The organism is Amnibacterium flavum (assembly GCF_003097495.1).
Lineage (GTDB): Bacteria > Actinomycetota > Actinomycetes > Actinomycetales > Microbacteriaceae > Naasia > Naasia flava.
On the sequence record NZ_QEOP01000002.1, the window covers coordinates 549,087 to 574,715 of the forward strand.

The window sequence follows — 25,629 nt, forward strand, 5'->3', positions numbered from 1 at the left end:
CGTTCGCCGTCCGACGGGGGCCGGGTCAGCGGCGGGGCTGACGGGCGGCGAGGGCTCGCTGCTCCGGGAGGCTCCAGCCGTAGCGGACGGCGAGCAGACGGATGGCCGTCGTCGCCACGACGCAGACGATCGCCGCAACCTGGATCGGGGCGCCGAACCGTTCGACCGCCACCAGCAGGACGGTGCCGACACCGGCCGCCACCGCGTACAACGAGCCGACATGCATCAGCGCCACCGGCAGCCCGAGCAGCAGATCCCGCACGACGCCGCCGCCGACGGCCGAGACCGTCCCGATGAACACCGCGGGGATCACCGGGAGCCCGAGCGACAGCGCCTTCGAGGTGCCGATCGCCCCGAACAGACCGATCGTCAGCGCGTCGAGAGCGGTGATCGTGAAGTCCAGTCGGGAGAAGACCTGCTGCAGCAGCATGCCGACGATCGCCGCGGCGACCGCGACCGGCAGGTACCAGTTCGAGCCGAACGCCACGGGCGGGACGCCGAGGAAGATGTCGCGGAGCAGTCCTCCGCCGAGGCCCGTCGCCGTTCCGACGATCGCGACCCCGAGAAGGTCGAGGCGACGTTCGCGCAACTGGCTGGCGTAGAGCGCGCCCTGCACCCCGCCGATGGCGACGGCCAGCAGGTCGGTCCACAACGGGATCGAGAAGCTCGGCGTCATCGTAATTCCTTTTCGGTGCGGCGGTCGAGTGGTCGGACGGAGGGCGCCTAGCCCAGGACGAACTCCGGCACAACGCTGAGGCCGCCCCGGCAATTCCGTCTGCCGGGACGCCGCGCGTGAGGACGCCGGTCGAGAGCGTCCTGGCAGAGGCGGCGCTCAGTGCCGGCGGACGCGGGGGAGCGCGCCGTCGGCAGCGCTCTCGGCTGCAGCCGGGCGCGGGGTGGAACGCGACCCCGCGGGCACCTCGGCGGCGCGGCGGCCGCGCTTGCCCCGCTTGCGTCGGCCCAGGAGGCCGAGGGTCAGCATGAGTGCGGCGTAGGCGAGCAGTGCTGCTCCGGCGACCGGGATGATCCACGACCGGCCGGCGCCGACGATGTTGGTGCTCACGTATCCGATGAGGGGGATGCTGTACCAGACGGTGCCCTTGACCTGAGCCTCGATCACCGGCTCGTCGGCGGCGTCGTTGTTGTCGCCCTTCGTGATGAACGTGCGCAGCCCGTCTGAGCCGCTCTGGATCTCGATCACGCGATGCGAGATGACATCGGGCTTGCCGGACTCGATCTGATAGGTCATCACGTCGCCGATGACGATGTCGTCGACGGGTGTCGGCTTGACGACGACCAGAGTGCCGGGAGGAAGGGTGGGCTCCATCGACCGGGTGAGGACGGTGAGCGGGGTGGCCCCGGCGATCTGCGGCACGACGACGACGGCGAGGCCGAGCCCGACGACGAGCGCGAGCAGACCGGCGCTCAGACCGGTGCCGAGGTACTGCCAGACCGAGCGCTCTTTCCGCTCCGTGTCTCGCGTCATGGTGTGTCGTCCAGGTCTTCCGGGTCGTGCCTGCGGGTGCGGGCGCTGTGGCCGACGAACAGGAGCATGAATGCGGCGAGGATGCCGATGAGGATGGCGATCCCCCCGATGGTGGCGGGCTGCAGTGCCACCTCGGTGAACGTTCCGCGCCCGGCGTCGCCGAAGTCAGAATAGGTCGACGGGTCGGTTTCGGCGGGGAAGGCGCGCGTCTCGACCTCGCCGAGTCCGCCGCCGGGCACCGTCACCGAGTAGGCGACCGGGGTGCGCGCACCGCCGGTGCCGGTCGAGCTCGAGCCGTTCGTCGAGCCTGCGCCGGATCCGCCGGACGGTCCACCCGGCAGCCCGGAGCCGCCCGAGCCGTCGGCGGGTCCATCGATCGATTCGGTCAGCTGCACGCGGATCTCGAAGCCGATGCTCGCGTCCGCCGTCGTCACGCTGGACGAGTCGGCTGCCATCCGCAGGGTCACGTCGACGGGAAGGGCGACGCCGTCGCTGAGGGCTTCGGCAGGCAGGATGAGCGCGCATCCGTCGGCGCTCGTCACGCTGCCGAGCGCGACGGGCGAACCGACCGGCGTCGTCGCGGTTGCGGAGGCGAGCGAGACGGACGCCGCGAAGTCCGGGTCGGATGCGGTCACACCGCACACGTCGACCGTGAGATCGAGGGCGCCGTCGACGTTGCTCATCACCCAGAACGTGCGGGTGTACTCGCCGCCCGGGATGACGCGGAGATCCCCGGAGAACAGCCCTTCGCTGATCGCGGGGCTCCAGGTGCTGCCATCGGTGCTGACCAGCAGTGGTTCCGATGCCGCATCGGCCGGGGCGGCTGCCGTGAGAGAGGCGAGCGCGAAACAGACAGTCGTGATGCTGTAGACCGCGATCCTCTGACCTTCGCGCCAGCTCATCACGGCACCGCCGTCAGCGTGAAGTTCTGCGCGTTCGTGCCGTTGCAGGTGTACTGGATCAGAGCCACGTTGGCGTCTGCGCTCGCGTTCGGCACGTCGAGGCACTTCCCACTCAGGACCGAGACGATGCGGTAGACGCCTTGGGTGGTCTGCTCGACCTTCCACTGCTGGTTGGTCGAGGCGCCGTAGCTCCACCCGATCACGGGGTTCCAGTCGTCCATTCCGCGTGCCGCGTTCCAGTCGAGGTTCACGTCGAGACCGATGGGGCTGCCGTTGCGCGGCATGATCGAGTAGCTGTTGTTGCCGGTGTTCGTGTCGGCGAACTTCCACGTCTGCTTGTCGACGCCGTTCGCGCCACAGGGCTGCTGGCGGATGGCGCTGCCGTTGGTGAAGGCGTCGATGGAGATGCAGAGCCCGCTGCCGATGTTGTTGATGCGGTAGGACTCGTTCATATCGAGCCACGAGGCGGTCGTGCCGCTCACACTCGGCGACATGGCCGAGAAGTTCCCGGCCGCGTCGCGTGCCCGCACCGTGTAGGTGTACGTCGTGCCGAGCCGCAGGTAGCGGTCGGTGTAGGTCGTTGCTCCGCCCGAGGTTCCGACGAGCGCTCCATTGCGGTAGATCTCGTAATCGGTGACGCCGACGTTGTCGGTCGCAGCACTCCAACCCAGGCCGATCGTGGTGCCCGTGATGTTGGTGGTCCACGGCGTCCAGGGCTCGTACGGGGCGGCAGGTGCCGTCGTGTCACCGGCCTGCGCGACGAAGGCCGCGGTGTTGGTCGCGGTGGCCTTCCAGTTGGTGGACACCGTGCCGGTTGCGGTGAGCCTGATGTTGGCGCTTCCGCTGGTAGCGGTGGTGAGCTTGGTGCGCACGCAGTAGAACGCCGACGCCCCGGGAGCGAGGCTGGCGACCGAGAACTTGAGCACCGTGGCGTAGTTGCCGTTGGTGTAGCTGGCGGGCTGTGCGCTCGCGGTGCATTCGGTGGTGGCGCTGACCGGACCCCAGCGGACGACGTCGAACGCACCCGCTGCGGTGGCGGTGCCGGAGGCGAGCGTCGGCACGATGGCGGTGGTGGAGAGGGTGGCGTCACCGGTGTTCTTCACGGTGACGGGCACGGTCTTGACGGTCCCGACGGTCGAATAGGTACCGCCGGCGGAGTTGAATCCCGTGATGGTGACGGCCGGGGTCGCCGTGGTGATGGTCGCGCCGCCCGCGAGGGGCTTCGCGGTGCTGTTCCAGAGAGCGTAGGTGCCCGAGGTGCTGGCGAGAACGGAAACGAGCACGACCCCGATGATCGCCGTCCACCAGGCCGCGGTGCGGCCCGGTGATGCGTGGCGTTTCGTGGTCATGCTCGTTTCCCTCTACGGCTCGTGCTGCTAGGTGCTCGGATTCGCTAGGTGTCCAAGACCTGGTGTGCCCACCCGGGGGTGAGCTGCTGGGGTCGGCGCCGCAAGGGGGTGGAGGCGCCGACCTCAGCTGACGGATCAGACCGTCTGGGTGAGCGTGAAGGTCGGTGCGTTGAGCGTGGTCGAGCTGCTCTGGCCGGTGGTGGCCGACTCGGGGAGCGCGACGGTGATCGTCACGGTGACGGTCGCGGCGGAGGAAGCGGAGGCCACGGTGACGTTGTTGCCGCTCACGGTGACGTTGCTGCTCGTCGAGGTGACGGCCATGGTCGGGGTGACGCCGGCGATGGTTCCGGTGGCGGTGAGGCCGCTGTTGGTCAGGGCAGCGGTGAGGCCGTCACCGGTCGCGACGATGTTGAGCGTCTGCGTGTAGGTGAGGGTCTTGCCGGGGATGAGGCGGTACGCGGCGAGCTGAGCCGAGGTCAGGGTCGTCGTGCCGGCCTTCCAGACACCGTCGGTGTTGGCGGTGAGCGACAGGTTTCCGCTCGAGACGGTGGCGTTGCTGCCGATGGAGGCGGTCGAGTTCCAGACGGCGAACGTGCCGGCGCCTCCAGCGAGGAGTGCGATGCCAGCGGCGCCTGCGACAGCTGCCTTCATGAGCTTGTTCATTGGGTGTTCCTCTTGCTCGGGATCTGCCGGATCTGAACCGGCTGTTCGGGTTTTCGTTGTCCGGGGCAATCGGTGTTCTTCATGTCCCCCGAGAAAGATCATGCCGGTCCTCATCTTGGGGGACAAGAGGGGACAAACACCCAGAATGGGGGGCACTCTTGCAGGGGATAGAACGCCTGCCGTATTTGCAAAATACCTGATCAAAGCTAGCATTCGAGCGAAAAACGTGATTTGGGGGACCCCGTGGGGGACTACACAGGTCTGTCTACGTACGGTCGATACGCGTGAATAGATTTTCCGGAGGGCCTCTGAGCGGACTTCATGAAATGGCGGTAGCGGCGAAGCTCGTGCTGTAGGACCCTGGTCCCATGGCACTCGTGACATCGACCCTCGACTCCGTGATCGTCGTCTGGCACGTGGCCGTCAATGCGGGTGATTCGGAGGCCGCGGCTGCGGCGTGCACCGAGGACGTGGTTCTCGGCGGCCCTGAGGGCGGATCGCACGGGCGTGACGAGCTGCGAGCGTGGGTCGAGACATCGGGTATCCGCCTCATGCCCAAAGAGGCGTACGACATCCCCGGCGGCATCGTGGTGGCGCAGGAGGTCACCTGGCCCGGGAGCGCCGACTTCAATCCCGATGCTGCGCCCTCGCGCCTGTACACCGCGTTCGGGCTGCGTGATGGGGAGATCTCGAGCATCCTGCGCTTCGAGTCCCTCGAAGCAGCGAAAGCGGCGCCGGTCGCCGCCTGAGGCGAGACGGTCGTCTGAATTCGCGGGAGATCAGCATGTCCGTGGTCGGCGCGCGCGATCTGCTCTCGATGCGTCTCCGATCGCAGGGGCTGATCGCGCCTCCTGAACCGTCGGGTCGAGAGATTCGCACGTCCGCGGTCGCCGATGCGGCGCGACGGCTGCTCGCGCTTCAGGGGCAGGATCCGGTCGCCGCGCTCTGGGCGCTCGGCCTGCGGGCCGGGGTGACGAAGGAGAGCGTGCAGGCGGCCTTCGCGGAGGGCCTCATCGTCAGGTCCTGGCCGATGCGCGGCACGGTCCATGTCGTTCCGGCCGAGGACATCGGCTGGCTGCAGCGACTCACGAATCCTCGTGCGCTGAGAGGTGCCGACAGGCGTCGCGACTTCCTGGGCCTGTCGATCGAGATGCTCGAGCGCATGCGGGGCATCGCGGTGGCCGAGCTGCGCGGGGGCAACGCCCTGACCCGAGCGGAACTCATCGCCGCCTTCGAACGCGCGGGGATCGAGATGCGCAGCGGATGGAGCTACCACTCCATCTGGTATCTCAGCCAGACGGGCACGATCGTGTTCGGGCCCCCGACCGATGCCCGGGAATCGAAGCTCGTCCTCGTCGACGAATGGATCGGCCCGCCCCGCGACCTCGAGGGCGAAGAGGCGCTGGCCGAACTCGTGTCGCGCTACATCGTCGGGCACGGACCCGCGACCGTCGCCGATCTCGGGTGGTGGACGATGCTGACGCTGACCGAGCTGAAGCGGGCGTTCGCCGCCGCGGAGGCTGCCGGCTCCGTCGTGCGAATCGAATCCGAGTCCGGACCCATGTGGGTCAGTCCGGAGGTCGAGTCGGCGCCGCTGGACGAACCGCCGCCCGTGCTGCTGCTCCCCGCCTTCGACGAGTTGCTCCTCGGCTACAAGGACCGCACGCTCTCGGTCGATCCCGCGAATGCCTCCCGGTGGACGACGTCGAACGGTCTCTTCGCGGCGACGATCGTGTGCGGCGGAAGGATCGCGGGCACCTGGACCATGCGCAAGGGCCGCGTGGAAGCGAAGCTCTGGGACGACGCACCCCCGATCGATGCCGACGAACTCGACCGGCAGATAGCTCGGGTCGAGGATTTCGGTCTTCCCGCAGAGTGAGCGGTGCGGCCGGGAATCAGCAGGAACACCTCGGCAGGCCGGATACTTGAGGGGTGCCGGTCTATCGTGATGAAGCCGTCGTGCTGCGCACCCACAAGCTGGGTGAGGCCGACCGCATCGTCACGATGCTCTCGCGGCAGCACGGCAAGATCCGGGCCGTCGCCAAGGGCGTCCGGCGCACCTCGTCGAAGTTCGGGGCCCGACTCGAGCCGTTCATGGTCGTCGATGTGCAGCTCTTCGAGGGTCGCAGCCTCGACGTGATCACCCAGGCCGAGTCGCTGGCCTCCTACGGTGCCGCCATCGCCGGCGACTACGGTGCCTACACCGCGGCGAATGCCATGGTCGAGACCGCCGACCGCATCACAGAGACCGAGGGGTCCTTGCAGCAGTACCTCCTGCTCGTTGGGGCGCTCCGTTCGCTGTCGCGCAACGAGCACGGTTCCAGCCTCACCCTCGACTCCTACCTGCTCCGGGCCCTGTCGATCGCCGGATGGGCGCCGAGCTTCGCGGACTGCGCGGTCACCGGCGCGCCCGGTCCGCACAGCGCATTCGTCGTTCAGCTCGGCGGAGTCGTCGCCGACGAGGTCGCGCCTCCCGGAGCCCCCCGACTGCAGTTCGATGTCGTCGAACTGCTCGGAGCTCTGCTCGCGGGAGACTGGATCCACGCGGAATCGGCCGACGATCGCACGAGGTCGCAGGCCAGTGGCGTCGTCGCCGCCTACACCCAATGGCATCTCGAGCGCGGACTGCGCTCGCTTCAGCATGTCGACCGGCAGCAGGAGCGGGACGAGCGCCCCGGGCGTGCGGCGCGCGCCGACCGGATGCATGACGACGAGCGAGAGCGCTCGAACACGGAGGTCCCTGCTCAGTGAGCCCCAAACCCTTCACCCACCGCGATGCGGTCCCGTTCCGTCCGATCGACTGGACCGGCCTCTACCCGCCCGAGCTGCCCCGCGGAGCGGTCCCCGAGCATGTCGCCGTCGTCATGGACGGCAACGGGCGCTGGGCGAACGGGCGGGGGCTCACCCGGATCGAGGGGCACCGGGCGGGGGAGGCGTCACTGCTCGACGTCGTGGCGGGCGCCATCCAGATCGGTGTGAAGCATCTGAGCGTCTACGCCTTCTCCACAGAGAACTGGAAGCGTTCGCCCGACGAGGTGCGCTTCCTGATGGGCTTCAATCGCGACGTGCTGCACCGTCGCCGGGATCAGCTGAACGAATGGGGCGTCCGGGTGCGCTGGGCGGGCCGCAAGCCGCGGCTCTGGGGCTCCGTCGTCAGGGAGCTGCAGTTCGCCGAGCAGCTGACGGCGGGCAACGACGTGCTCACCCTGACGATGTGCGTGAACTACGGCGGACGCACCGAGATCGCGGATGCCGTTCGCGCCATCGCGGAGGACGTCGCGGCGGGCAGGGTCAAGCCGTCGGGTGTGTCCGAGAAGCTGATCGCCAAGCACCTCTACCAGCCCGACATGCCCGACGTGGATCTGTTCGTTCGCAGCTCGGGGGAGCAGCGGACCAGCAACTTCCTGCTCTGGCAGTCCGCCTACGCCGAGATGGTGTTCCTCGACACGCTGTGGCCCGACTTCACCCGTGAGCAGCTGTGGGGCGCGATCGAGCAGTACGCGAGCCGCAATCGCCGGTTCGGGGGAGCGGTCGACACGCCCACGGACGTGCCGACCCTCTGACCCGCCTCCGGCGGGCGCGACCCTGTCCCGCCCGGTGGCCGGACGGGACAGGGGATCAGGATCAGTCGCCCTTCACATTGACGATCTGGCGCAGTGTGTGCCGGATCGTGACGAGATCGGACGCGTCCTCCATCACCTGGTCGATGGGCTTGTACGCGGCCGGGATCTCATCGAGGAACGCGTCAGTGTCGCGGAACTCGATGCCCGTCATCGCCTCGCGCAACTGCTCGACCGTGAAGGTCCTGCGTGCCGCGCTCCGCGAGTAGGTCCGCCCGGCTCCGTGCGGCGAGGACTGCAGTGACGGAGCATTGCCGCGTCCTTCGACGACGTACGACGCCGTGCCCATCGATCCGGGGATGAGTCCCGGCTCGCCCTCGCGGGCCGAGATCGCCCCCTTGCGGGAGAGCCAGACGTCCTTGCCGAAGTGCTTCTCCTTTTGGGTGAAGTGGGGCCATGTGCCGCGCTCGGCACAGGGAGGGTGGCAGTTGATCCGCTCCACCTCCACGACCGGCTCACCCATGTGCTCGGTGAGCTGACGCACGACGCGGTCCATCATCTCCTCGCGGTTGAGCAGGGCGAAGTGCTGCGCCCACCGCAGTTCTGCGATGTAGCGGTGGAACTCCGGAGTGCCTTCGACGAGGTAGGCCAGGTCGGGATCGGGCAGGGAGATCCAGTACTTCTCCATCTGCCGCTGCGCGACCTTGATGTGGGAGCCCGCGATCCGGTTGCTGATACCCCGGCTTCCGGAGTGCAGGAACAGCCACACCCGGTCGGTCTCGTCGACCGAGACCTCGATGAAGTGGTTGCCGCTGCCCAAGGAGCCGAGCTGAAGACGCCAGGCGCCCGCGTAGGAGGCGGGGTCGAATCCGCTCTGCTCGGCGAGGCGCTCCAGTTCGGCTACGCAGGGCTCCGCGGTCGCGACGACCTTGCGGTTGTTCGATCCCGCCGACAGGGGGATCGCCCGCTCGATCTGCTCGCGCAGGTCCCGCAGCGTCGAGCCGGTGGCCGGGCCCGCGACCTGCTCGCGCGTGAACTGCGTCTTCACGGCGATCATGCCGCAGCCGATGTCGACACCGACGGCAGCGGGGATCACCGCGTGCAGGGTCGGGATGACCGACCCCACCGTGGCGCCGCGGCCGAGGTGCGCGTCGGGCATCAGGGCGATGTGGGGGTAGATGAACGGCATCTTCGAAGCGGTGCGCGCCTGCTCGAGGGTCTTCTCCTCGAGGATGCTCGCCCAGCTCCACAGCCGTTCGCTGATCTTCTGCATGTTCCTTTCTCTCTTCATCAGGCGTCCGACGAATGCCGGACTGCGTGTGCCACCGGTCCGGTGCGACACATCGCCCACGAAGGGGAGAGAGGGTGCCCCGAACCGTCTCCGGCTCGGGGTGCGACGGCTCAGGCCGTGCGGTCCCGAAGGGAGACGAGCGTTTCGATCGTGCGGCTCGCGCGGAGCGAGCGACCGAGTTGGAACTGATCGGACATCGCCTGATACGCGTCCACGACCTGTTCCTCTCCGCTCGGGGCTGGCGCGACGGGATCGTCGCGACCGTGCGAAGTTACTGGGCTGGCGCAGCGCCTGTCAATCCCCGAGCGGCGCCGTCACCGATCCGAGGCCGAGGCCGCCGCGAGGGGCCCGGCCAGCCAGGCGGCCACCTCGCGGGTCGTGGCCAGACGCACGACGTCGGGGTGCGCGGGCTGCCGTTCGAGGTCGGGCACCATCCGCTTGTACTTGGCCCGTGTCGAGATGCCCCACCGGATGATGTGGTCGCGACCCGTGAAGAACTTCCACAGCGGGCCCTCGACGTTGCCGTTCCACAAGACGGTGCGGTGGACGCGGCGACGCACCGTCCGGACGATCAGCCGGGTCAGCGTCACCCGGATCGGGAGGTCGAGCCAGACCATCAGATCGGCGCGAGCCAGGAGTATCGGTCGCGCGGTGCGGTACTGCCACTCGGTCACCCACGCCGCGCCCTCGGCGAGCGCCGTCACCTCGGCGAGGAAGGACTCCCGGTACGACCAGTTCGGACCGTGGTAGAGCGCGTCGATCTCCGTATGCGGGATGCCGAGCGCCGATGCGATCCGGCCCGCGAGCGTGGTCTTGCCGACGCCCGAGACGCCGACGACGAGGATCCGCTGCGGCCGGGCGGGAAGAGGATCGTCAGCCCCGAGCATGGGCACACAGTAGCGAACGCCTAGGTCGTGCGTGGCGGGCGCCGCGTGCTGTGTTTCGTCTGCGTTTCGGCAGTGTCACCGGACCGTGCCGCCGTCGCCCGGCGGGGTGCTGACGGGGTGTTGTGCGGGTTCAGCGCAGTGCAATGCACCAATCGTGCAGGCACCGATCTTGTGATCCGTGCCGATGCTCCCTCTCGGCAACGTCGAAAGACTTGGACTCTCGCGCACCGAGGCGAGACGTCCTGCACCGCACACCCGGTCCATGACCGGAACTCTTCGCCAGGAGGCCCCCACAGTGACATCCTCTTCGTCCCGCAGACGCCGGGTCGCCGCGACCGCGGCTGTCCTGATCGCCGGCATCGCGCTGTCCGCATGCGCATCATCGGACCCGCAGCCCGCGGAGTCGGCAGGCGCCGTCGACACGCCCCTGGTCATCAGTCTCGACAGCTCCGTCGACATCCTCGACCCTCAGCAGTGGCGCACACCCGCCTCGATGGTCACGACCGGCAGTCTCGTCGAGCAGGTCATCGAGCAGAAGTACGAGAAGAGCGGCATCGTCCAGATCGGCGGCACCGAATTCGACGACGCCCTCGCCGAGAGCCACGAGTACTCCGAAGACGGCAAGGAGCTGACGATCAAGCTCCGCGAGGGGCTCACCTTCGCCGATGGGTCGCCGCTCACCGCGGAGGACGTGGTGTGGACGCTCACCCGCGGTCTCCAGGGCCCCGGCTACATCAAGGTCCTCTACCCGATGGTGGGCCTCACCACCCCCGACCAGTTCGTCGCGGTCGACGACCTCACCGTCAAGATCACCGTGCCCTTCGCATCCCCGCTGCTTGACAAGCTCCTCGCGATGCAGCCCTTCGGGATCCTGTCGCAGGAGTCGGGCGAGACCAACGCGACGACGGACGACCCCTGGGCCGCCGAGTGGTTCCGTCAGAACGACAACTCGTCCGGACCGTACATCGTCGAGTCGTACGACCCGACCACGAGCATCACGCTCAAGCCGAACCCGAACTACTACGACAAGGACAAGATCTACAACGGGGGAGTGACGATCCAGTTCGTCACCGACCCTGCTCAGCGCGCACTGCTGCTGCAGAGCGGCGAGATCGACCTGGCGCAGGGTCTTCCCCTTGACCAGGTCGCCCAGCTCGAAGACGTCGACGGACTCACCGTGGTGTCGGAGGAGTCGAACCGGCTCGAGTACCTCGGACTCAACACGAGCATCGCGCCCTTCGACAACAAGCTGGTGCGACAGGCGATCGCGAAGGCGCTGCCCTACGACACCTTCGTCGACGAGGTCATGTACGGCTACGCTCGCGCCTCGACCGGAGTGATCCCCGACGGCATGGTCACCCATTCCGACGATGCCGGCGAGTTCACGCAGAACGCCAAGGAGGCGAAGAAGCTGCTGGAGGACGCGGGCGTCGGCGAGTTCACCACGACGCTCTCGTTCAAGCAGTCATCGGGTGTCGAAGCCCGTGCCGCTGTCTTCATCCAGTCCGCGCTCGCCGACATCGGCATCACCGTCGAGATCAACCCGCTGCCCGACGCCGAGTTCACCCAGCGCACCGGGGCCCGCGAGCTGCAGATGTACCTGAACAACTTCCTGGGCTGGGGAGCCGACCCGTTCTACCAGATGAAGTCGCTGGTCGGAACGGGGGCGGGTACCAACTTCACCACCTACGGCAACGCCGAACTGGACGCCCTCATCCAGACCGGTTTCGAGACTCTCGACGAGACCGAGCGGGAGAGCATCTCGGCCGAAGCCCAGGCGATGATCTACGACGACATGCCGTTCATCCCGGTGTGGAACCCCAACTGGACCTTCGTCGTCCGGGACGGGGTGTCGGGCCTGACCAAGGACAACACCGAACAGCTCCGCCTGCAGTACCTCACCAAAGAGTGACGGATGGGGTCGGAGCAGCCGTGATGGCGCTCCGACCCTCTCCCCGTCCCGTCTCCCGACGTAAGGTCCCCATTGCTCCGCTACCTCCTCCGCCGTGTGGCCATCTCGGCGATCACGGTGCTCGGCCTCGCGCTGGTCGTCTTCCTCGTCGTGCGGATCCTCCCGGGCGACGCGGCCGCGGCCCGACTCGGGCCCGAGGCGAGCGACGCCGACATCGAGGCGCTGCGCGCCGAATACGGCCTCGATCAGCCGCTGATCGTCCAGCTCGGCGACTACCTTGCAGGTCTCCTCCGCGGGGATCTCGGAACCGCTGTCTCGACCGGTCGATCGGTCTCCGCGGAACTGTTCGCGCGGCTTCCCGCGAGCATCGAGCTCGCGATCGCAGGCCTGATCGTCGCGCTCCTGATCGGATTCCCGCTGGGCATGCTCGCCGCGGCGAAACGGGGCAGATTCCCCGACGCGATAGCTCGGATCTTCGCGGTTCTGGGGTCGAGCATGGCGCCGGTCTGGTTGGGTCTGCTGCTGATCTTCGGCCTCTATTCGGTAGCCCACCTCTTCCCCGGCCCCGTCGGCCGGCTGCCGATCGGGATGGCGCCTCCGACTCAGATCACGGGTCTCTACGCCCTCGATGCCGTACTGACCGGTAACTGGGTGGTCGCGGGCGAGGCCCTCCGCTATCTCGCCCTGCCCGCCCTGACCCTGGGCCTCGGAGCATCCGCGGCGGTGCTCAAGATGGTCCGCTCCTCGTTGATCGCCACCGAGGAGAGCGGCTTCGTCCGTACTGCTCTCGCCTACGGGGTACCCGGCCGGGAGGTCCTCTGGCGCGACCAGCTGCGCAACGCCATGCTGCAGGTGCTCACCGCCATCGGCCTGGTCTTCGGATTCCTTCTGGGCGGAAACGTCATCGTGGAACGCCTGTTCAGCTGGCCGGGAGTCGGCCGTGTCGCCTTCGATGCGCTCGGCAGCAACGATCTCGAACTCCTGCAGGGCTACGCACTGATCATCGGCGTGATCTACATCGCACTGAACTTCGGCGTCGATCTGGTCTACGGCCTGATCGACCCGCGAATCCGACTCGGAGGGAGGGCATCATGACAGCGACGGGAGCCCAGCCGCCCACGTTCGATCCCGCACTCGCGGCACTGATGCCGAGCGCCTCGGCATCGACCGCCCCGAGACAGCGTCGACGTCGTCCCTTCCTCGTCATCGGCGCCTCGGTCGTCGGGCTTCTTCTGGTGCTCGGTGTGGTCGGACCGTTCTTCGTCGCCGGGCCCGCCGAGATAGTCGGCGCAGCGTTCCAGCCTCCGAGCGCTGCTCACTTGTTCGGTACCGACAGCTTCGGCCGCGACATCTTCGCCCGATCGGTGCACGCGATCAAACTCGATCTCGCGCTCGGCGTCAGCGTCGCCCTGCTGGCCATGGTCATCGGTTCGGCAGTGGGTGTGATCTCGGGATACATCGGCGGGGTGGTCGACGACGTGGTCATGCGCCTCGTCGACATCCTGATGGCGTTCCCCGGGTTCATCCTCGCGATGATCCTGCTGGTGTCGATCGGGGACTCGATTCCGAATCTCGCTGTGGCGCTGGCCATCGCGCAGATCGCGCCGTTCGTGCGTCTCGTACGCGCCAAAGCGCTCAGCGAGCGCGAGCTCGAATACGTCACCGCTTCGCGGGTCTCGGGCGCTGGGTGGCTGCGCGTCGCGTTCCGTCACGTTCTGCCCAACTCCATCCGGCCTGCCGCCGTGCAGCTCACCCTCGTCTGCGGATACTCGATCCTCAACGTCGCGGGGCTCGCCTATCTGGGCGTCGGAATCCACCCGCCCACCGCCGAATGGGGAGTCATGGTGGCGGAGGGTGCGACCAACATGCTCACCGGGCAGTGGTGGACCGCTTTCTTCCCAGGCCTCATGATCGCGATCACGGTGATGGCACTGCACTTCATCGGCGACGATCTGGCGGGGGATCGAGCATGAGCCGGCTCACCATCGAAGACCTGTCGGTCGAGGTCGCCGCGACCCGCTCGAGCATCCTGCGGGGTGTGGACCTTGAGATCGAACCGGGCGAGATCGTCGGCCTGGTCGGGGAGTCGGGCTCGGGCAAATCGATGACGTCGCTCGCGACCATGGGGATCCTGCCCTTCGGGCTGAGGCAGACCTCGGGCCGATTCCTGGTCGACGGGGAGGACGTCACCGACCAGAAGCGCAGGAGCGTCTCCTCCCGTTTCGCGATGATCTTCCAGAACCCCCGCGATTCGCTGAACCCGCTCATGAAGGTGGGCGAGCAGGTCGCGCGGATGGTCCAGCTGCATCAGCGCCTCGGTCGCGCCGAATCGCGAGCCGAAGCCGTCCGTCTCCTGGGTCGGGTCCACATCATCGCCCCCGACGAGACGGCTCGAAAGTACCCCCACCAGCTCTCCGGCGGGATGTGCCAGCGAGTCATGGTCGCCATGGCGCTCGCATGCAAGCCCAGCCTGCTGATCGCGGACGAGCCCACGACGGCGCTCGATGTCACCGTCCAGGCGCAGATCCTCGACCTCATCATCGAGCTGACCGACGAGACGCGCTGCGGCGTGCTCCTCGTCACCCACGACCTCGGGGTCGTCGCCGAGACCTGCGACCGCGTCAACGTTCTCTACCGCGGCGACCTCGTCGAATCGGGCACAACGGCCCGCGTCTTCGCCGATCCCCAGCACGAGTACACGCGCTATCTGCTCGATGCCGGGCGACAACTGGAGGCCGCTGATGGCGCTGCTTGAGATCGACGATCTGCGCAAGCGGTACAGGACCGGTCGGCACGTCGTCGACGCGCTCGCGGGCGTCTCCGCCTCGGTCGACGCCGGACGGACGCTCGCCGTCGTCGGCGAATCCGGATCGGGCAAGTCGACCCTCGGTTCGATCGTTGCCGGGCTGCAGCGCCCCTCCGGCGGTTCGCTGACCTTCGAGGGTCAGCCGATCGGCGGTCGGGTGTACCGAGGCGAGCTCCGCCGGCGCATCCAGATGGTCTTCCAGAGTCCGTTCCAGTCGCTCGATCCCAAGTTCCGGGTCGAGGCGACTCTCATGGAGCCGCTGACCCTTCTGTCCGGCCTGAGCAGGCGCGAGGCCTCGATCCGTGTCGACGAACTGCTCGACCTCGTGCATCTGCCCCGCGAGCTGCGCCGCCGACGACCCGCCGAGTTGTCGGGCGGTCAGCAGCAGCGCGTCGCCATCGCCCGCGCGCTGGCACCGAACCCCGACCTCGTCGTACTCGACGAACCCACGTCGGGACTCGATCAGAGCGTTCGCGGCCGAATCGTCGGGCTGCTGAAAGAGCTTCAGGCCGAGCGGGACGTCGCCTACATCTTCATCACGCACGACATCGACGTCGCGCGGGCCATCGCGCACGAGGTCATCGTCATGCAGCGCGGGGAGGTCGTCGAAGCAGGCGACCGCTCCGTTCTGGAGAGCCCCCGGCATCAGTACACCCGGGCCCTGCTCGCCGCAGTGCCCGTCATGGACCCGGGCCGCCGCCGATCCGGCGCCCGATCGGGAGCCCCGGCTCCGACAGTCACCATCGAGGAGAGCTAAATGCGTTTCGGACTCGGCGTTCCCACGGGGACAGAGGGCCTCATGTATCCCATCCCGTTCGCCGACCCCGAGCAGGCGGTTCGTCTCGCCGTCGAGGCCGAGCGGCTGGGCTTCGACGGGGTGTGGGGCAATGACCACGTGACGACGCAGAAGTACGTGCGTGCCGAGTTCGACACCCCGCCGCGCTACTACGATCCCTACCTCTACCTCGCCTATGTCGCCGCGGAGACGACGACATTGCGGCTCGCGACGGCCATCACGGTCTTCGCCTTCCGCAACCCCGTGGTGCTCGCCAAGCAGGCGGCGACCCTCGACCAGCTGAGCGGCGGCCGATTCATCCTCGGCGTCGGCATCGGTGCGTACAGGGAGGAGGCGGAGGCCATGTGGCCCGGGATGGATATCCATCGCGGGAAGCAGGCCGATGAGTACCTTCAGGCGCTCGGGCTGCTGTTCACCGAACGCAATGCGAGCTTCGATGGCCGCTACGTGAAGTTCACCGACGTGGAGAGCTACCCCAAGCCGCGACAGACCCCGCTCCCCATCCTGTCCGGCGGCAACGCGCCGGGGTCACGCGAGCGTGCGGCGAAGTACGGTCATGGGTGGATCCCCGCTGTGCTGACACCCGACGAGATCCGCGCGGGACTCGCCGAGATCCGCGAGATCGCCGAGGTCAACGGTCGTGAGCTCCCCGCATTCTTCGATGTCGCGCCCCAGTTCTCGGTAGCAGTCGGCACCTCAACCGCCGACGCCCTCGACAACTTCGAGCGTTCGCAGCTGTTCCAGCACATGCGTTCGCTGTCGAAGTCGACACTGAAGGACCAGAACCAGGACGACTGGATCCGCCGCAATCTCGTCGGCAACGGCGAGCAGATGCTGGAGCAGGTCCGCGCCTATGCCGATGCAGGCGTGACGACGATGTCCGGGCTCCTCTTCGCCTGCAACACCGTGGAGGAAGCGCTGGACCAGATGGCGTGGTTCGCGGAGAACGTGATCGCCCCCTATCGCCGCGAGACCGGCGAGGAGGTCGGCGAATGAGCGCTCGACTGATCGATCGCAGCCTCGTCGCGGCCCGGCTGGATCGGCTCCGCGGTGCGCTCGAACGCGCGCCGTTCGACACGGTGCTCGCGCTCAGCGCGGCGAACTTCGACTACGCCACCGGATATCGCAGCGTGTCCGCGACGGTGCACGGCATCTCGCCGCTGGCCGCGCTCGTCGGCGCCGACGAGCTGCTCGTCGTCGGACCCGTCTCGGACAGTGCGCCGGGGTTCGACTACGGGCTCGTCGAGTCGGATTTCGTGGCCTACGGGCGTTTCTACTTCGAGTCGGAGGACGGAGGAGCCACCGCGACCGGGCTGGTGGACCAGCATGCCGACTACGCGGCGGCGATCGCCGCGGCGGTGCTCCGTCAGGGCCTCTCCTCCTCGCGCATCGGTCTCGACGAGAAGGCATGCCCGGTGCCCCTGCGGCGTCAGCTCGCGGAGCTGCTCCCCGGAGTCGAGTTCGTCGACGCCAGCGACTGGTTCTCGGTGGTCCGATCCATCAAGCTCGGGGGCGAGATCGACCTGCTGGAGCGCGCAGCACGCATCGTCGAATCCGCGATGATCGACGGGATGGCCGCCGCAGCGGTGGGGGTCACCGAAGCGGAGATCGCCCGAGTGGTCACGACGACCATGGTGGCCTCCGGGATGGAGCCCCGGTTCACCGTGGTCACCTCCGGCCCGCGCTCGGCGCTCGCCGACGCGTACGCGACGGATCGCGCGTTGGAGGGCGGCGACCTGCTGCGCTTCGACGTGGGCGGGATGTACGAGGGCTACTGGGCCGACCTCGGCCGCACCGCGGTGATGGGGGAGCCCAGCACCAAGCAGCGGACCTTCTACGAGGCCATGCTCGCCGGCGAGCAGGCGCAGTTCGACCTGGCGGCACCCGGAGTGCCCGCTGAGGACGTCTTCCAGCGAGCCGTCGAGGTGGTGGAGCAGACCGGCCCGACGCCGTACCGGAGGCAGCACTGCGGTCACGGCATCGGTCTCGAGGTGTACGAGGCGCCCATCATCCGTCCGGGCAGCCCCGCTCCGCTCGAGCCCGGCATGACGTTCTGCTTCGAGACCCCGTACTACGAGATCGGGTGGGGCGGGATGATGGTCGAAGACGCCCTCGTCGTCACGGAGGCCGGAGTGCGCCTGCTCAGCGATCGAGCCCGCGGACTGACGGTGGTGAACGCATGAGCGCCTACCTCGGCTACCTCGTCCATCCGATCACGGGCGAACGCGTCGACGAGCGCGACGCGTACGTGCCGACCCCGGTCGACGGCGGCCATGTCTACGCGGTGCCTCGATACGACCTGTCGAGCATGCGAGGTCTCGAGACCACCGATGACCCCGGCATCTTCCGGTATCGGTCTCTGCTGCCGATCGGCGACAGCTCGGTGGTCAGCCTGCACGAGGGCGGCACGCCGCTCATCCCGATCGCCGGCACCGCCGAGCGAGTCGGTCTCACGTCGCTCTTCGTGAAAGACGAGTCCCGCAACCCGACCTGGTCGTACAAGGACAGGCTCGCGGCGGTAGCCGTCACCAAAGCAGTCCAGCAGGGTCGCGACACGATCGTCGTGTCCAGCACCGGCAATCACGGCGCTGCCGTCGCCGCCTACGCCGCGCGCGCCGGAATCCGCTGCGTCGTCCTGACCGTCGCGTCGGTTCCGCAGGCGATGAAAACGCTCATGCAGAGCTATGGCGCCGACACCGTCGCGCTCGAGAAGCCCACCGACCGCTGGGTGCTGATGCGCCAGCTGGTCGAGGAGCGCGGCTGGGTGCCGATGTCGGGCTTCGTCGGGCCTCCCTCCGGCTCGAACCCCTTCGGCTGCGAGGGCTACAAGTCGATCGCCTACGAGCTGCACGCCCAGCTCGGTGATGTGCCCGACGCCGTCGTCGCTCCCGTGGCGTATGGGGACGCGGTGGCGGCGATGCATCGGGGCTTCCTCGACCTCGTCGAGCTGGGTTTGACGAGCCGGGTGCCGCGCATCATCGCGGCGGAGCCGTTCGGACCTTACGAGCAGGCCCTCCGCACCGGCTTCCAGGCGGGCGCCACGGTGCCGGCCGGGTCGACCGTCGCCTTCTCGATCGGCACGCCCAGCGCGACCTGGCAGGGCTGGAACGCGCTGGCGCAGAGCGGCGGGGCCGCGGCGAGCGCCGACGACGGCGAGACGATGGCGGCCCAGCACGCGCTGGCCTCCGACGAGGGCATCTTCCTCGAGGCCTCGTCGGCGACGACGGTTGCGGTTCTTCCGAAACTGATCCAGCGAGGGGTCGTGTCCGCGTCCGACGCCGTCGTGCTGCTCGGCACCTCTACCGGGCTCAAGGACGTGCCGACCACCGCGGCGACGCTGCCGCCGGTTCCGGTGATCGAGCCGACGATCGCAGCTCTCGACCGTGTGCTCGCCGGCGCCGCTGCGGCACGGGCATGAGACTCGGCATCGCCCCGTCGGGTCGACGATCGGCCGCCGACGCGGTTGCACTCGCGCGGCTCGCCGAGGACGCCGGCTTGGCCGAGGTCTGGGTGAGCGAGGACTATCTGGAGCGCGGAGCGTTCGCCGTCGCGGGCGCGATGGCGGCCGTCACCAGTGAGATGGCGGTGGGTATCGGCGTCATCAATCCGTGGACCCGGCATGTGGCCCTGACGGCGATGGAGGCTCACGCACTCGACGAGGTCGCGGGCGGGCGCAGCATCCTCGGTCTCGGAGCGAGCAACGAGCGCTGGATGCAGGGCAAGCTGGGCATCCCGTTCGAGCGACCGATCGGTGTGCTCACCGAGTACACGAACGCCCTGCGGGCTCTGCTCGCGGGGAAGCACGTGCGGACGCGTCTGCTCGGCAGCGAGATCGACGCCGAGCTCGATGCGGCGCCCCCGCGCGACGTACCGATCGTCTGGGGAGTCAAAGGTCCGAAGGCGCTGGCGCTGGCGGGTGAGCACGCCGACGGGGTCATGCTCTCGGTTCTCTCGTCACCGGCGTACGTCGAATGGGTTCGCGCGACCTACGCGCCTCGTTCCGTCACGGCATACGCGTCGTTCGCTGTCGCCCCGCGGCGCGGCGACGCGCGAGAGCGGCTGCGGGCGCACACCGCCCGCTTCCTCGGGATGCACGGGGCGTCCCCGATCACCGCGCGCGCCGCGATCGATCAGGATCTGGCTTCCGCGCTGAGGAGCCGCTTACTCGCGGGGACAAGCGGAGCAGACCTCGTGGACGACGACACCGTCGGGGCCGTCACTGTCTCGGGGACGCCCGACGACGCGGCGCAGGCGCTGATCGCGCACGCCGAAGCGGGAGTCGACTCCCTGGTCGTCATCGATGACGGGTCGGCGGATCCCGCCGAACTGCTGAGCGGGTACGTCGACGCGGCGAAGCGGGCAGGCCTGCTTTAGCCCGCAGCGTCGTTCCCGCTGTTCGGGGTGGCGGCGAGGGCGAGCACCACCCGGCTCAGATCGCCGACGTCGTGCAGGTCCAGGCCGGTGAGCTCCTCGATCCGCCGAAGTCGGTAGACGATCGTGTTCCTGTGCACATGCAGCAGTGTCGCCGTCTTCGACAACGACAGGTTCGTCGCGACGTGACAGCGCAGGGTCTCCTCGAGCTCGGTGCCGGCGAGCGGGCCGAGGTAGCGATCACTCAACTGACGCACCAGGGGCGGATCCCGCCGGACGAGCACCTCGAGGAGGGAGTCGGCGTAACGGATGGCCTTCCGCGACTCGGCTGTCGCCTCGGTGGCTTCGAGCGCCGACAGGGCCTGCCTGCATGACAGGCTCAGCTGGCCGAGCCCGACCCGCGGCTCGCCGACGGCGGCCCGTGACGCTATCTCGACCATCGTGTCCGAGATCGCGGCGTCGATGTGCGGAAGGAGGGCGTCGGAGCCCTGGCTCCAGGGGAGAGCGATCAGGGCGACAGGCGAACTCGATCCGCCGACGGTTCCCGACAGCACCGGGGTGCGCAGCGCTGCGGTGAGTTGGAAGACGACATGGTGACGCAGACGCTCGAGGACCGTCGCGTCAGCACCACCCGTGGTCAGGGCGATCGCGATGAACCGGGTCTGCTCGGTGTCGTCGATGCCGAGCAGGCGTCCGAGCTGCTCGACCTCTCCCGGCGCGATGGTCGCGCCGACGGCCAGTCGATTGAACAGGGTCGGCTCGGTGAGCTGATTGCTCGCGTCGATCTGCTGCTGCATGGCCTCGTAGGCGTCGAGCATCGCCCGCTCGATGCGGTCGAGGTTGTCGATCAGGAGATTGCGGCCGAGTCGTGCCCGCGCGGGTTTCAGCTGCATGCGAGCGCACCACAGCTGGAACTCATCGGTGAGCGTGCGCTCGGCTGTGCGGAACGACTGGATGAGCGACGCGTGCGACACCCCCTGCAGTGCTCGGCGCTCCCCGTTCTTCGCGGAGCGCGTCAGCTCCGCCGTCGATGGCTCACGACCCTCCAGCATGCAGAGGATGACGTTCTGAACGTTCTCACGGATCCGGTCTCGAAGATCGCTCTGCTCCAGAATCAGAGACGAGTAGGCCGGAATCGTCTGCCACACGCGGTCGGTGATCGAGGTCATCAGCGATTCGAAGTCCTTGAGCATGGCGCGCGCGACACGCTTCAGATCGTCGTTCGGATCAGAGCTCATCGCACCGCACGCCAGCAATCGTCATACAACGAGCGTATTGGGGTCGAGGCACTCCCCGTGATCTCCGGTGGCCCCAGGGGCGGAAAGCGCGTGACACCGACCCCCGCGCGGGCCCAGGATGGCGACATGACCTCGGAAGCACTGACCGCGGCGATCGCCCAGTTCGCGAACGCGCGCGGCTATCTGGCCGCGGCGTCGATCGGGCTCCCCACGAAGGACACCGTCGACGCGCTCACCGCCGACCTCGCCTCCTGGCGGGCCGCGGACCGGGATCCGCAGGGGTACGACGAGGTGATCGAGCGGACGCGCGCCTCCTACGCCCGCCTCGTCGCCGTCGACCCCTCGGTCGTCGCGATCGGATCCCAGACCTCGGTCATGACGAGTCTCATCGCCGAGTCGGCACCCGAGGGCGCCGAAGTGGTCGTCGCCGACGGGGACTTCTCCTCGATCATCTTCCCCTTCCAGTCGCGCCCGGGGATCACGGTGCGCGCGGTCCCGCTCGCGGCGCTCGCCGACGGGACGTGGCTCGTCGTGTTCTCCCTCGTGCAGTCCTCGACCGGGGCGATCGCCGACGTCGCGTCCGTCCTGGAGGCGGCCGCGGCGCACGATGTGCTCACCTTCTGCGACACCACGCAGGCGGCGGGTGTGCTGCCCGTGCCCGCTTCGCTCTTCGACATCACGGTGTGCCACAGCTACAAATGGCTGTGCGCCCCGCGCGGGGTCGCCTTCCTGACGCTGAGCGCACGCGTGCGCCCTCTGCTCCGCGCGGGTCAGGCCGGGTGGTACGCCGGAGACGACGTGTGGGCGAGCTGCTACGGACCCGACATGCGTCTGGCGGGCGACGCGCGTCGATTCGACGTGTCGCCCGCGTGGCAGGCCTGGATCGGCGCGGAGCCCGCGATCGCCCTGTTCGCCGGCCTCGACATCGCGGAGGTGTGGGAGTTCACCTCCGGTCTCGGTGACGCGCTGTGCGAGGCGCTCGGGATCCCGCAGCAGCACCAGGCGATCGTGACCTGGCCCGACCCGGAGGGGGAGCACCTGCGCACCCTCATCGCGGCGGGCATCAGGGTGTCGGGTCGGGCGGGCAGGCTGCGGGCCGCGTTCCACCTGTGGAACGACCTGTCCGACGTGGAGGCGGTCGTCGAGGCACTCGGTCGGTCGCGCGTCGTGGAACCGGTGTCGACGGGCGGGCGTCACCGCGCCGCCCGTTCGAACGGAGCCCGTCCCCGGGGTTGATTCGGCGGCCGGAGAGGCACCCGTAGACTGGGTGGGCACTTTTCGCCGCCGACGGCCGGGGCAGCCAGCCCGGCCAGACCAGGAGATCCTGTGGCCGCCTCGCGCCTCGACAACGTCATCGCCCTCGCCAAGCGCCGGGGATTCGTCTTCCAGGCCGGTGAGATCTACGGCGGTTCCCGCTCCGCATGGGATTACGGGCCTCTCGGGACCGAGCTCAAGGAGAACATCAAGCGCCAGTGGTGGCGCACGATGGTCCGCGGGCGCGACGACGTGGTCGGACTCGACTCGTCGGTCATCCTGCCCCGCCAGGTGTGGGAGGCGTCCGGTCATGTCGAGGTCTTCAGCGACCCGCTCGTCGAGTGCCTGGTCTGCCACAAGCGCTACCGTGCGGACCACCTCGAGGAGGAGTACGAGGAGAAGAAGGGCCGCGCTCCGGAGAACGGCCTGAAGGACATCGTCTGCGCCAACTGCGGCACCCGCGGTCAGTGGACGGAGCCCCGGGGCTTCTCCGGCCTGCTCAAGACCTACCTCGGTCCCGTCGACGACGAGACCGGCCTGCAGTACCTGCGCCCCGAGACGGCTCAGGGCATCTTCGTGAACTTCAACAACGTGCTGAACGCGGCGCGTATGAAGCCTCCGTTCGGCATCGGCCAGATCGGCAAGAGCTTCCGCAACGAGATCACGCCCGGAAACTTCATCTTCCGCACCCGCGAGTTCGAGCAGATGGAGATGGAGTTCTTCGTCGAGGCCGGAACCGACGAGGAATGGCACCAGTACTGGATCGACCAGCGCTTCCAGTGGTACGTCGACCTCGGCATCGACCCCGAGAACCTGCGCCTGTACGAGCACGCGAAGGAGAAGCTGTCGCACTACTCGAAGCGCACCGTCGACATCGAGTACCGCTTCGGGTTCCAGGGCAGCGAGTTCGGCGAGCTCGAGGGAATCGCGAACCGCACCGACTTCGACCTGTCGACGCATTCGAAGGCGTCGGGCACGGATCTCAGCTACTTCGATCAGACGAAGAACGAGCGGTGGACTCCGTACGTGATCGAGCCGGCGGCGGGTCTGACCCGGTCGCTGATGGCGTTCCTCGTCGACGCGTACTCCGAGGACACCGCGCCCAATACGAAGGGCGGCGTCGACACCCGCACGGTGCTGCGCCTCGACCGCCGGCTCGCCCCGGTGAAGGCGGCGGTGCTTCCGCTGTCGCGCAACGAGCAGCTCTCGCCGGTGGCGAAGAAGCTGGCGGCCGACCTGCGTCAGGACTGGAACGTCGACTTCGACGACGCGGGCGCCATCGGACGCCGTTACCGCCGTCAGGACGAGATCGGCACCCCGTTCTGCATCACCGTCGACTTCGACTCGCTCGAGGACAGCGCGGCGACCGTGCGCGAGCGCGACTCGATGCAGCAGGACCGCGTCTCCTTGGACCGCATGCACGCCTACCTCGCGGAACGCCTCATCGGCTCCTGACCCTGACTCTCGCTCAGCAGGCCGAATCCGCGGTTTCCTGTCGCTCAGCAGGCGAAAGTTCGCTGAGCAGGCGGGATCGGCCGGACTCGACCTGCTGGCCGCATTTCCACCTGCTGAGGGAGAGTGCGAGCAGGCGTCCTGTGCTCAGCAGGAGGCTCTGGTCGGTTCGGGCTGCGGATGCGCGGTGTGTCGTCCTGCTGGGCGGGCATCTTCTGCTGGGCGAGGGTGATCTGTCGGTCGGCCCGCGGAACTCGCCTTTCCGCCCGCGTCCGGCAGGGTTCGCGACGCGGGGTCGGCGCGGCGGGTGATGCCGAGCGGGGGAGCGACGCTAGGTTTTCTCCAACTCAAGGATGGGGTGCCTCATGGACGAGCCCGTAGTCGACATCGACCGCCCGATAGTGGCGGCATCCCTGATCGCCCGAGCCCTCGACGAGGGCTCCCTCGACTACTGACGGTTCCGGTCCAGGTCGCAGGCTCAAAGGGATCGCATCGCTCCGCTCAGTGCGTGGCGCGCGGTCCGGTCGCGGTGACCTACTTAGGCGTCGCCGAGATCGGCGAGCAGCTCGTCCTCGGAGAGGCGTTCGCCGGCTTCGGGGGTGCGGAACGCCGGCGCGTGCGGTTCGTTCGCGATCTCCTCGTCGAGCGTGGGCGCGTCGGGTCCGTCGTATTCGGGGCCGCCGGGCAGCACGTCGGGGAGTTCCGGGTTCTCGACATCTCCCTCGGTCTCGACGGGACGCTGGCGGTCGACGGGAAGGAACGGTTCAGACATGGACATGCTCCAACTCTGCCGCTTCCCACCGCGTTCGTGGTGGCCCTGAGTTGAACAGGAAGTGGCACAGGATGCCGGTCTCGTTCCCGGCGGGAATGACACGCGCCGGACCGCGGTTGCCTATCCCATGGCTGATCCCGTCAAGGTTGATATCTGGTCCGACGTCGCGTGCCCCTGGTGCTACATCGGCAAGCGCAAGTTCGAAGAGGGAGCCCGGCGCTTCGGGGGAGACGTCGAGGTGGAGTACCACTCCTTCGAGCTCTCGCCCGACACTCCCGTCGACTTCGACGGCAGCGCCGCCGACTTCCTCGCCGGCCACAAGCGCATCCCGCGCGATCAGGTCGACCAGATGCTCGACCGCGTGATCGGCATCGCCTCCGAGGTCGGGCTGGAGTACGACTACGAGTCGCTTCAGCACACCAACACCATCAAGGCTCACCAGCTGCTGCACTACGCGAAGTCCAAGGGGCGTCAGCTCGACATGAAGGAACGCCTGCTCAAGGCTTACTTCGTCGACGGTCGTCACGTCGGGCGCATCGAGGATCTCGCCGACCTCGCCGCGGAGATCGGGTTCGACCGCGCCGACGTCGTCCGGTCGCTCGAGAGCGACGAGTTCCTCAGTGCCGTCAAGGCCGACCAGGCTCAGGCCATCGCGTACGGCATCCAGGGCGTGCCGTTCTTCGTCATCGACGGCAAGTACGGGGTATCCGGCGCGCAGGACGCGCAGGTGTTCGCCGAGGCGCTCACCCAGGTCGCCGCCGAGAACGCGACCGTCGCGTGACCGCCGAGGGCAAGCTCACCGACGCTCCCGCTACCGAGCCGACGCCGCGCGTACTGCCGCTCGGCCTCACGCTCATCGTCCCGGAGGGCGAAGTCTGCACCGACGGCAG

The 25,629-nt window shown here is 68.3% G+C and carries 25 protein-coding genes; 16 read left to right on the forward strand and 9 right to left on the reverse strand.

Going from position 1 to position 25,629, the window contains the following annotated elements; translation table 11 throughout:
* Nucleotides 1–25 precede the first annotated feature (25 nt).
* The 5 genes from DDQ50_RS10245 to DDQ50_RS10265 all read right to left on the reverse strand — a co-directional run bounded on the left by DDQ50_RS10245 (nt 26) and on the right by DDQ50_RS10265 (nt 4,400).
* Nucleotides 26–676: a trimeric intracellular cation channel family protein gene (locus tag DDQ50_RS10245; RefSeq protein WP_116756636.1), complete on the reverse strand. Its 651-nt coding sequence runs from the start codon at nt 674–676 to the stop codon at nt 26–28.
* Nucleotides 677–832: 156 nt separating this feature from the next.
* Entirely contained in the window at nt 833–1,486 is a 654-nt protein-coding gene (locus DDQ50_RS10250; protein ID WP_116756637.1) for a signal peptidase I, read from the reverse strand.
* Nucleotides 1,483–2,388, reverse strand: coding sequence for a hypothetical protein (locus DDQ50_RS10255; protein WP_116756638.1), 906 nt, complete (start codon nt 2,386–2,388; stop codon nt 1,483–1,485). The genes DDQ50_RS10250 and DDQ50_RS10255 overlap by 4 nt, the downstream gene beginning before the upstream one ends.
* Nucleotides 2,388–3,737 (reverse strand): RICIN domain-containing protein, encoded by a 1,350-nt coding sequence (locus DDQ50_RS10260; protein ID WP_116756639.1) that lies wholly within the window; start codon nt 3,735–3,737, stop codon nt 2,388–2,390. The genes DDQ50_RS10255 and DDQ50_RS10260 overlap by 1 nt, the downstream gene beginning before the upstream one ends.
* A gap of 135 nt (nt 3,738–3,872) precedes the next feature.
* Nucleotides 3,873–4,400: an alternate-type signal peptide domain-containing protein gene (locus DDQ50_RS10265; RefSeq protein WP_116756640.1), complete on the reverse strand. Its 528-nt coding sequence runs from the start codon at nt 4,398–4,400 to the stop codon at nt 3,873–3,875.
* Nucleotides 4,401–4,768: 368 nt separating this feature from the next.
* On the opposite strand from DDQ50_RS10265, the gene DDQ50_RS10270 reads away from it, so the two are divergent.
* Genes DDQ50_RS10270 through DDQ50_RS10285 form a run of 4 tightly spaced genes read left to right on the forward strand, consistent with a single transcriptional unit; the run spans nt 4,769 to nt 7,963 of the window.
* On the forward strand, nt 4,769–5,149 hold the full coding sequence (locus DDQ50_RS10270) for a nuclear transport factor 2 family protein (protein WP_116756641.1): 381 nt from the start codon (nt 4,769–4,771) through the stop codon (nt 5,147–5,149).
* A gap of 35 nt (nt 5,150–5,184) precedes the next feature.
* On the forward strand, nt 5,185–6,279 hold the full coding sequence (locus DDQ50_RS10275) for a winged helix DNA-binding domain-containing protein (RefSeq protein ID WP_116756642.1): 1,095 nt from the start codon (nt 5,185–5,187) through the stop codon (nt 6,277–6,279).
* 53 nt (nt 6,280–6,332) lie between these two features.
* Entirely contained in the window at nt 6,333–7,151 is an 819-nt protein-coding gene (gene recO, locus DDQ50_RS10280; protein WP_116756643.1) for a DNA repair protein RecO, read from the forward strand.
* Nucleotides 7,148–7,963 carry an isoprenyl transferase gene (locus DDQ50_RS10285; protein WP_116756644.1) on the forward strand — a complete coding sequence of 272 codons (816 nt, stop codon included), beginning with the start codon at nt 7,148–7,150 and terminating at the stop codon, nt 7,961–7,963. Before recO ends, DDQ50_RS10285 begins: the two co-directional genes overlap by 4 nt.
* Nucleotides 7,964–8,024: 61 nt before the next feature.
* Here DDQ50_RS10285 and DDQ50_RS10290 read toward each other — a convergent pair whose 3' ends face one another.
* Nucleotides 8,025–9,233, reverse strand: coding sequence for an RtcB family protein (locus DDQ50_RS10290; protein WP_116756645.1), 1,209 nt, complete (start codon nt 9,231–9,233; stop codon nt 8,025–8,027).
* A gap of 332 nt (nt 9,234–9,565) precedes the next feature.
* Entirely contained in the window at nt 9,566–10,138 is a 573-nt protein-coding gene (locus tag DDQ50_RS10295; protein WP_116756646.1) for a P-loop NTPase family protein, read from the reverse strand.
* 295 nt (nt 10,139–10,433) lie between these two features.
* Here DDQ50_RS10295 and DDQ50_RS10300 point away from each other — a divergent pair, with 295 nt between their 5' ends.
* The 9 genes from DDQ50_RS10300 (at nt 10,434) to DDQ50_RS10340 (ending at nt 20,026) form a co-directional block, all read left to right on the forward strand.
* Nucleotides 10,434–12,050, forward strand: coding sequence for an ABC transporter substrate-binding protein (locus tag DDQ50_RS10300; protein ID WP_165829779.1), 1,617 nt, complete (start codon nt 10,434–10,436; stop codon nt 12,048–12,050).
* A gap of 72 nt (nt 12,051–12,122) precedes the next feature.
* Nucleotides 12,123–13,145 (forward strand): ABC transporter permease, encoded by a 1,023-nt coding sequence (locus tag DDQ50_RS10305; protein WP_116756648.1) that lies wholly within the window; start codon nt 12,123–12,125, stop codon nt 13,143–13,145.
* The gene (locus tag DDQ50_RS10310; RefSeq protein ID WP_116756649.1) at nt 13,142–14,023 is read left to right on the forward strand and encodes an ABC transporter permease; all 882 of its coding nucleotides are present in this window, start codon (nt 13,142–13,144) and stop codon (nt 14,021–14,023) included. The genes DDQ50_RS10305 and DDQ50_RS10310 overlap by 4 nt, the downstream gene beginning before the upstream one ends.
* Nucleotides 14,020–14,805: an ABC transporter ATP-binding protein gene (locus DDQ50_RS10315; RefSeq protein WP_165829780.1), complete on the forward strand. Its 786-nt coding sequence runs from the start codon at nt 14,020–14,022 to the stop codon at nt 14,803–14,805. Before DDQ50_RS10310 ends, DDQ50_RS10315 begins: the two co-directional genes overlap by 4 nt.
* Entirely contained in the window at nt 14,792–15,613 is an 822-nt protein-coding gene (locus DDQ50_RS10320) for an ABC transporter ATP-binding protein (protein WP_116756651.1), read from the forward strand. Before DDQ50_RS10315 ends, DDQ50_RS10320 begins: the two co-directional genes overlap by 14 nt.
* Nucleotides 15,614–16,648, forward strand: coding sequence for an LLM class flavin-dependent oxidoreductase (locus tag DDQ50_RS10325; protein ID WP_116756652.1), 1,035 nt, complete (start codon nt 15,614–15,616; stop codon nt 16,646–16,648).
* Nucleotides 16,645–17,835, forward strand: a complete 1,191-nt coding sequence (locus tag DDQ50_RS10330) for a M24 family metallopeptidase (RefSeq protein WP_116756653.1) — start codon at nt 16,645–16,647, stop codon at nt 17,833–17,835. The genes DDQ50_RS10325 and DDQ50_RS10330 overlap by 4 nt, the downstream gene beginning before the upstream one ends.
* Nucleotides 17,832–19,070 (forward strand): threonine synthase, encoded by a 1,239-nt coding sequence (locus DDQ50_RS10335; protein ID WP_205663621.1) that lies wholly within the window; start codon nt 17,832–17,834, stop codon nt 19,068–19,070. The genes DDQ50_RS10330 and DDQ50_RS10335 overlap by 4 nt, the downstream gene beginning before the upstream one ends.
* Nucleotides 19,067–20,026, forward strand: coding sequence for an LLM class flavin-dependent oxidoreductase (locus tag DDQ50_RS10340; RefSeq protein ID WP_116756654.1), 960 nt, complete (start codon nt 19,067–19,069; stop codon nt 20,024–20,026). The genes DDQ50_RS10335 and DDQ50_RS10340 overlap by 4 nt, the downstream gene beginning before the upstream one ends.
* Here the strand turns inward: DDQ50_RS10340 and DDQ50_RS10345 are convergent.
* Nucleotides 20,023–21,261 (reverse strand): PucR family transcriptional regulator, encoded by a 1,239-nt coding sequence (locus DDQ50_RS10345; protein WP_116756655.1) that lies wholly within the window; start codon nt 21,259–21,261, stop codon nt 20,023–20,025. The genes DDQ50_RS10340 and DDQ50_RS10345 overlap by 4 nt on opposite strands.
* Nucleotides 21,262–21,387: 126 nt before the next feature.
* Here DDQ50_RS10345 and DDQ50_RS10350 point away from each other — a divergent pair, with 126 nt between their 5' ends.
* Both DDQ50_RS10350 and DDQ50_RS10355 read left to right on the forward strand, forming a co-directional pair.
* On the forward strand, nt 21,388–22,497 hold the full coding sequence (locus DDQ50_RS10350) for an aminotransferase class V-fold PLP-dependent enzyme (RefSeq protein WP_116756656.1): 1,110 nt from the start codon (nt 21,388–21,390) through the stop codon (nt 22,495–22,497).
* A gap of 90 nt (nt 22,498–22,587) precedes the next feature.
* Nucleotides 22,588–23,970: a glycine--tRNA ligase gene (locus DDQ50_RS10355; protein WP_116756657.1), complete on the forward strand. Its 1,383-nt coding sequence runs from the start codon at nt 22,588–22,590 to the stop codon at nt 23,968–23,970.
* A gap of 535 nt (nt 23,971–24,505) precedes the next feature.
* Here the strand turns inward: DDQ50_RS10355 and DDQ50_RS10360 are convergent.
* On the reverse strand, nt 24,506–24,745 hold the full coding sequence (locus DDQ50_RS10360) for a hypothetical protein (RefSeq protein ID WP_133245956.1): 240 nt from the start codon (nt 24,743–24,745) through the stop codon (nt 24,506–24,508).
* Nucleotides 24,746–24,866: 121 nt separating this feature from the next.
* On the opposite strand from DDQ50_RS10360, the gene DDQ50_RS10365 reads away from it, so the two are divergent.
* Entirely contained in the window at nt 24,867–25,520 is a 654-nt protein-coding gene (locus DDQ50_RS10365; protein ID WP_116757395.1) for a DsbA family oxidoreductase, read from the forward strand.
* Nucleotides 25,521–25,629 lie beyond the last annotated feature (109 nt).

Coding starts and splice junctions, on each gene's coding strand:
- DDQ50_RS10260 (WP_116756639.1), bottom strand. CDS start 3,737: ATGACCACGAAACGCCACGCATCACCGGGCCGCACCGCGGCCTGGTGG.
- DDQ50_RS10365 (WP_116757395.1), top strand. CDS start 24,867: ATGGCTGATCCCGTCAAGGTTGATATCTGGTCCGACGTCGCGTGCCCC.
- DDQ50_RS10255 (WP_116756638.1), bottom strand. CDS start 2,388: ATGAGCTGGCGCGAAGGTCAGAGGATCGCGGTCTACAGCATCACGACT.
- DDQ50_RS10250 (WP_116756637.1), bottom strand. CDS start 1,486: ATGACGCGAGACACGGAGCGGAAAGAGCGCTCGGTCTGGCAGTACCTC.
- DDQ50_RS10245 (WP_116756636.1), bottom strand. CDS start 676: ATGACGCCGAGCTTCTCGATCCCGTTGTGGACCGACCTGCTGGCCGTC.
- DDQ50_RS10275 (WP_116756642.1), top strand. CDS start 5,185: ATGTCCGTGGTCGGCGCGCGCGATCTGCTCTCGATGCGTCTCCGATCG.
- DDQ50_RS10315 (WP_165829780.1), top strand. CDS start 14,020: ATGAGCCGGCTCACCATCGAAGACCTGTCGGTCGAGGTCGCCGCGACC.
- DDQ50_RS10330 (WP_116756653.1), top strand. CDS start 16,645: ATGAGCGCTCGACTGATCGATCGCAGCCTCGTCGCGGCCCGGCTGGAT.
- DDQ50_RS10335 (WP_205663621.1), top strand. CDS start 17,832: ATGAGCGCCTACCTCGGCTACCTCGTCCATCCGATCACGGGCGAACGC.
- DDQ50_RS10320 (WP_116756651.1), top strand. CDS start 14,792: ATGGCGCTGCTTGAGATCGACGATCTGCGCAAGCGGTACAGGACCGGT.
- DDQ50_RS10265 (WP_116756640.1), bottom strand. CDS start 4,400: ATGAACAAGCTCATGAAGGCAGCTGTCGCAGGCGCCGCTGGCATCGCA.
- DDQ50_RS10360 (WP_133245956.1), bottom strand. CDS start 24,745: ATGTCCATGTCTGAACCGTTCCTTCCCGTCGACCGCCAGCGTCCCGTC.
- DDQ50_RS10340 (WP_116756654.1), top strand. CDS start 19,067: ATGAGACTCGGCATCGCCCCGTCGGGTCGACGATCGGCCGCCGACGCG.
- DDQ50_RS10350 (WP_116756656.1), top strand. CDS start 21,388: ATGACCTCGGAAGCACTGACCGCGGCGATCGCCCAGTTCGCGAACGCG.
- DDQ50_RS10310 (WP_116756649.1), top strand. CDS start 13,142: ATGACAGCGACGGGAGCCCAGCCGCCCACGTTCGATCCCGCACTCGCG.
- DDQ50_RS10345 (WP_116756655.1), bottom strand. CDS start 21,261: ATGAGCTCTGATCCGAACGACGATCTGAAGCGTGTCGCGCGCGCCATG.
- DDQ50_RS10325 (WP_116756652.1), top strand. CDS start 15,614: ATGCGTTTCGGACTCGGCGTTCCCACGGGGACAGAGGGCCTCATGTAT.
- DDQ50_RS10290 (WP_116756645.1), bottom strand. CDS start 9,233: ATGCAGAAGATCAGCGAACGGCTGTGGAGCTGGGCGAGCATCCTCGAG.
- DDQ50_RS10295 (WP_116756646.1), bottom strand. CDS start 10,138: ATGCTCGGGGCTGACGATCCTCTTCCCGCCCGGCCGCAGCGGATCCTC.
- DDQ50_RS10270 (WP_116756641.1), top strand. CDS start 4,769: ATGGCACTCGTGACATCGACCCTCGACTCCGTGATCGTCGTCTGGCAC.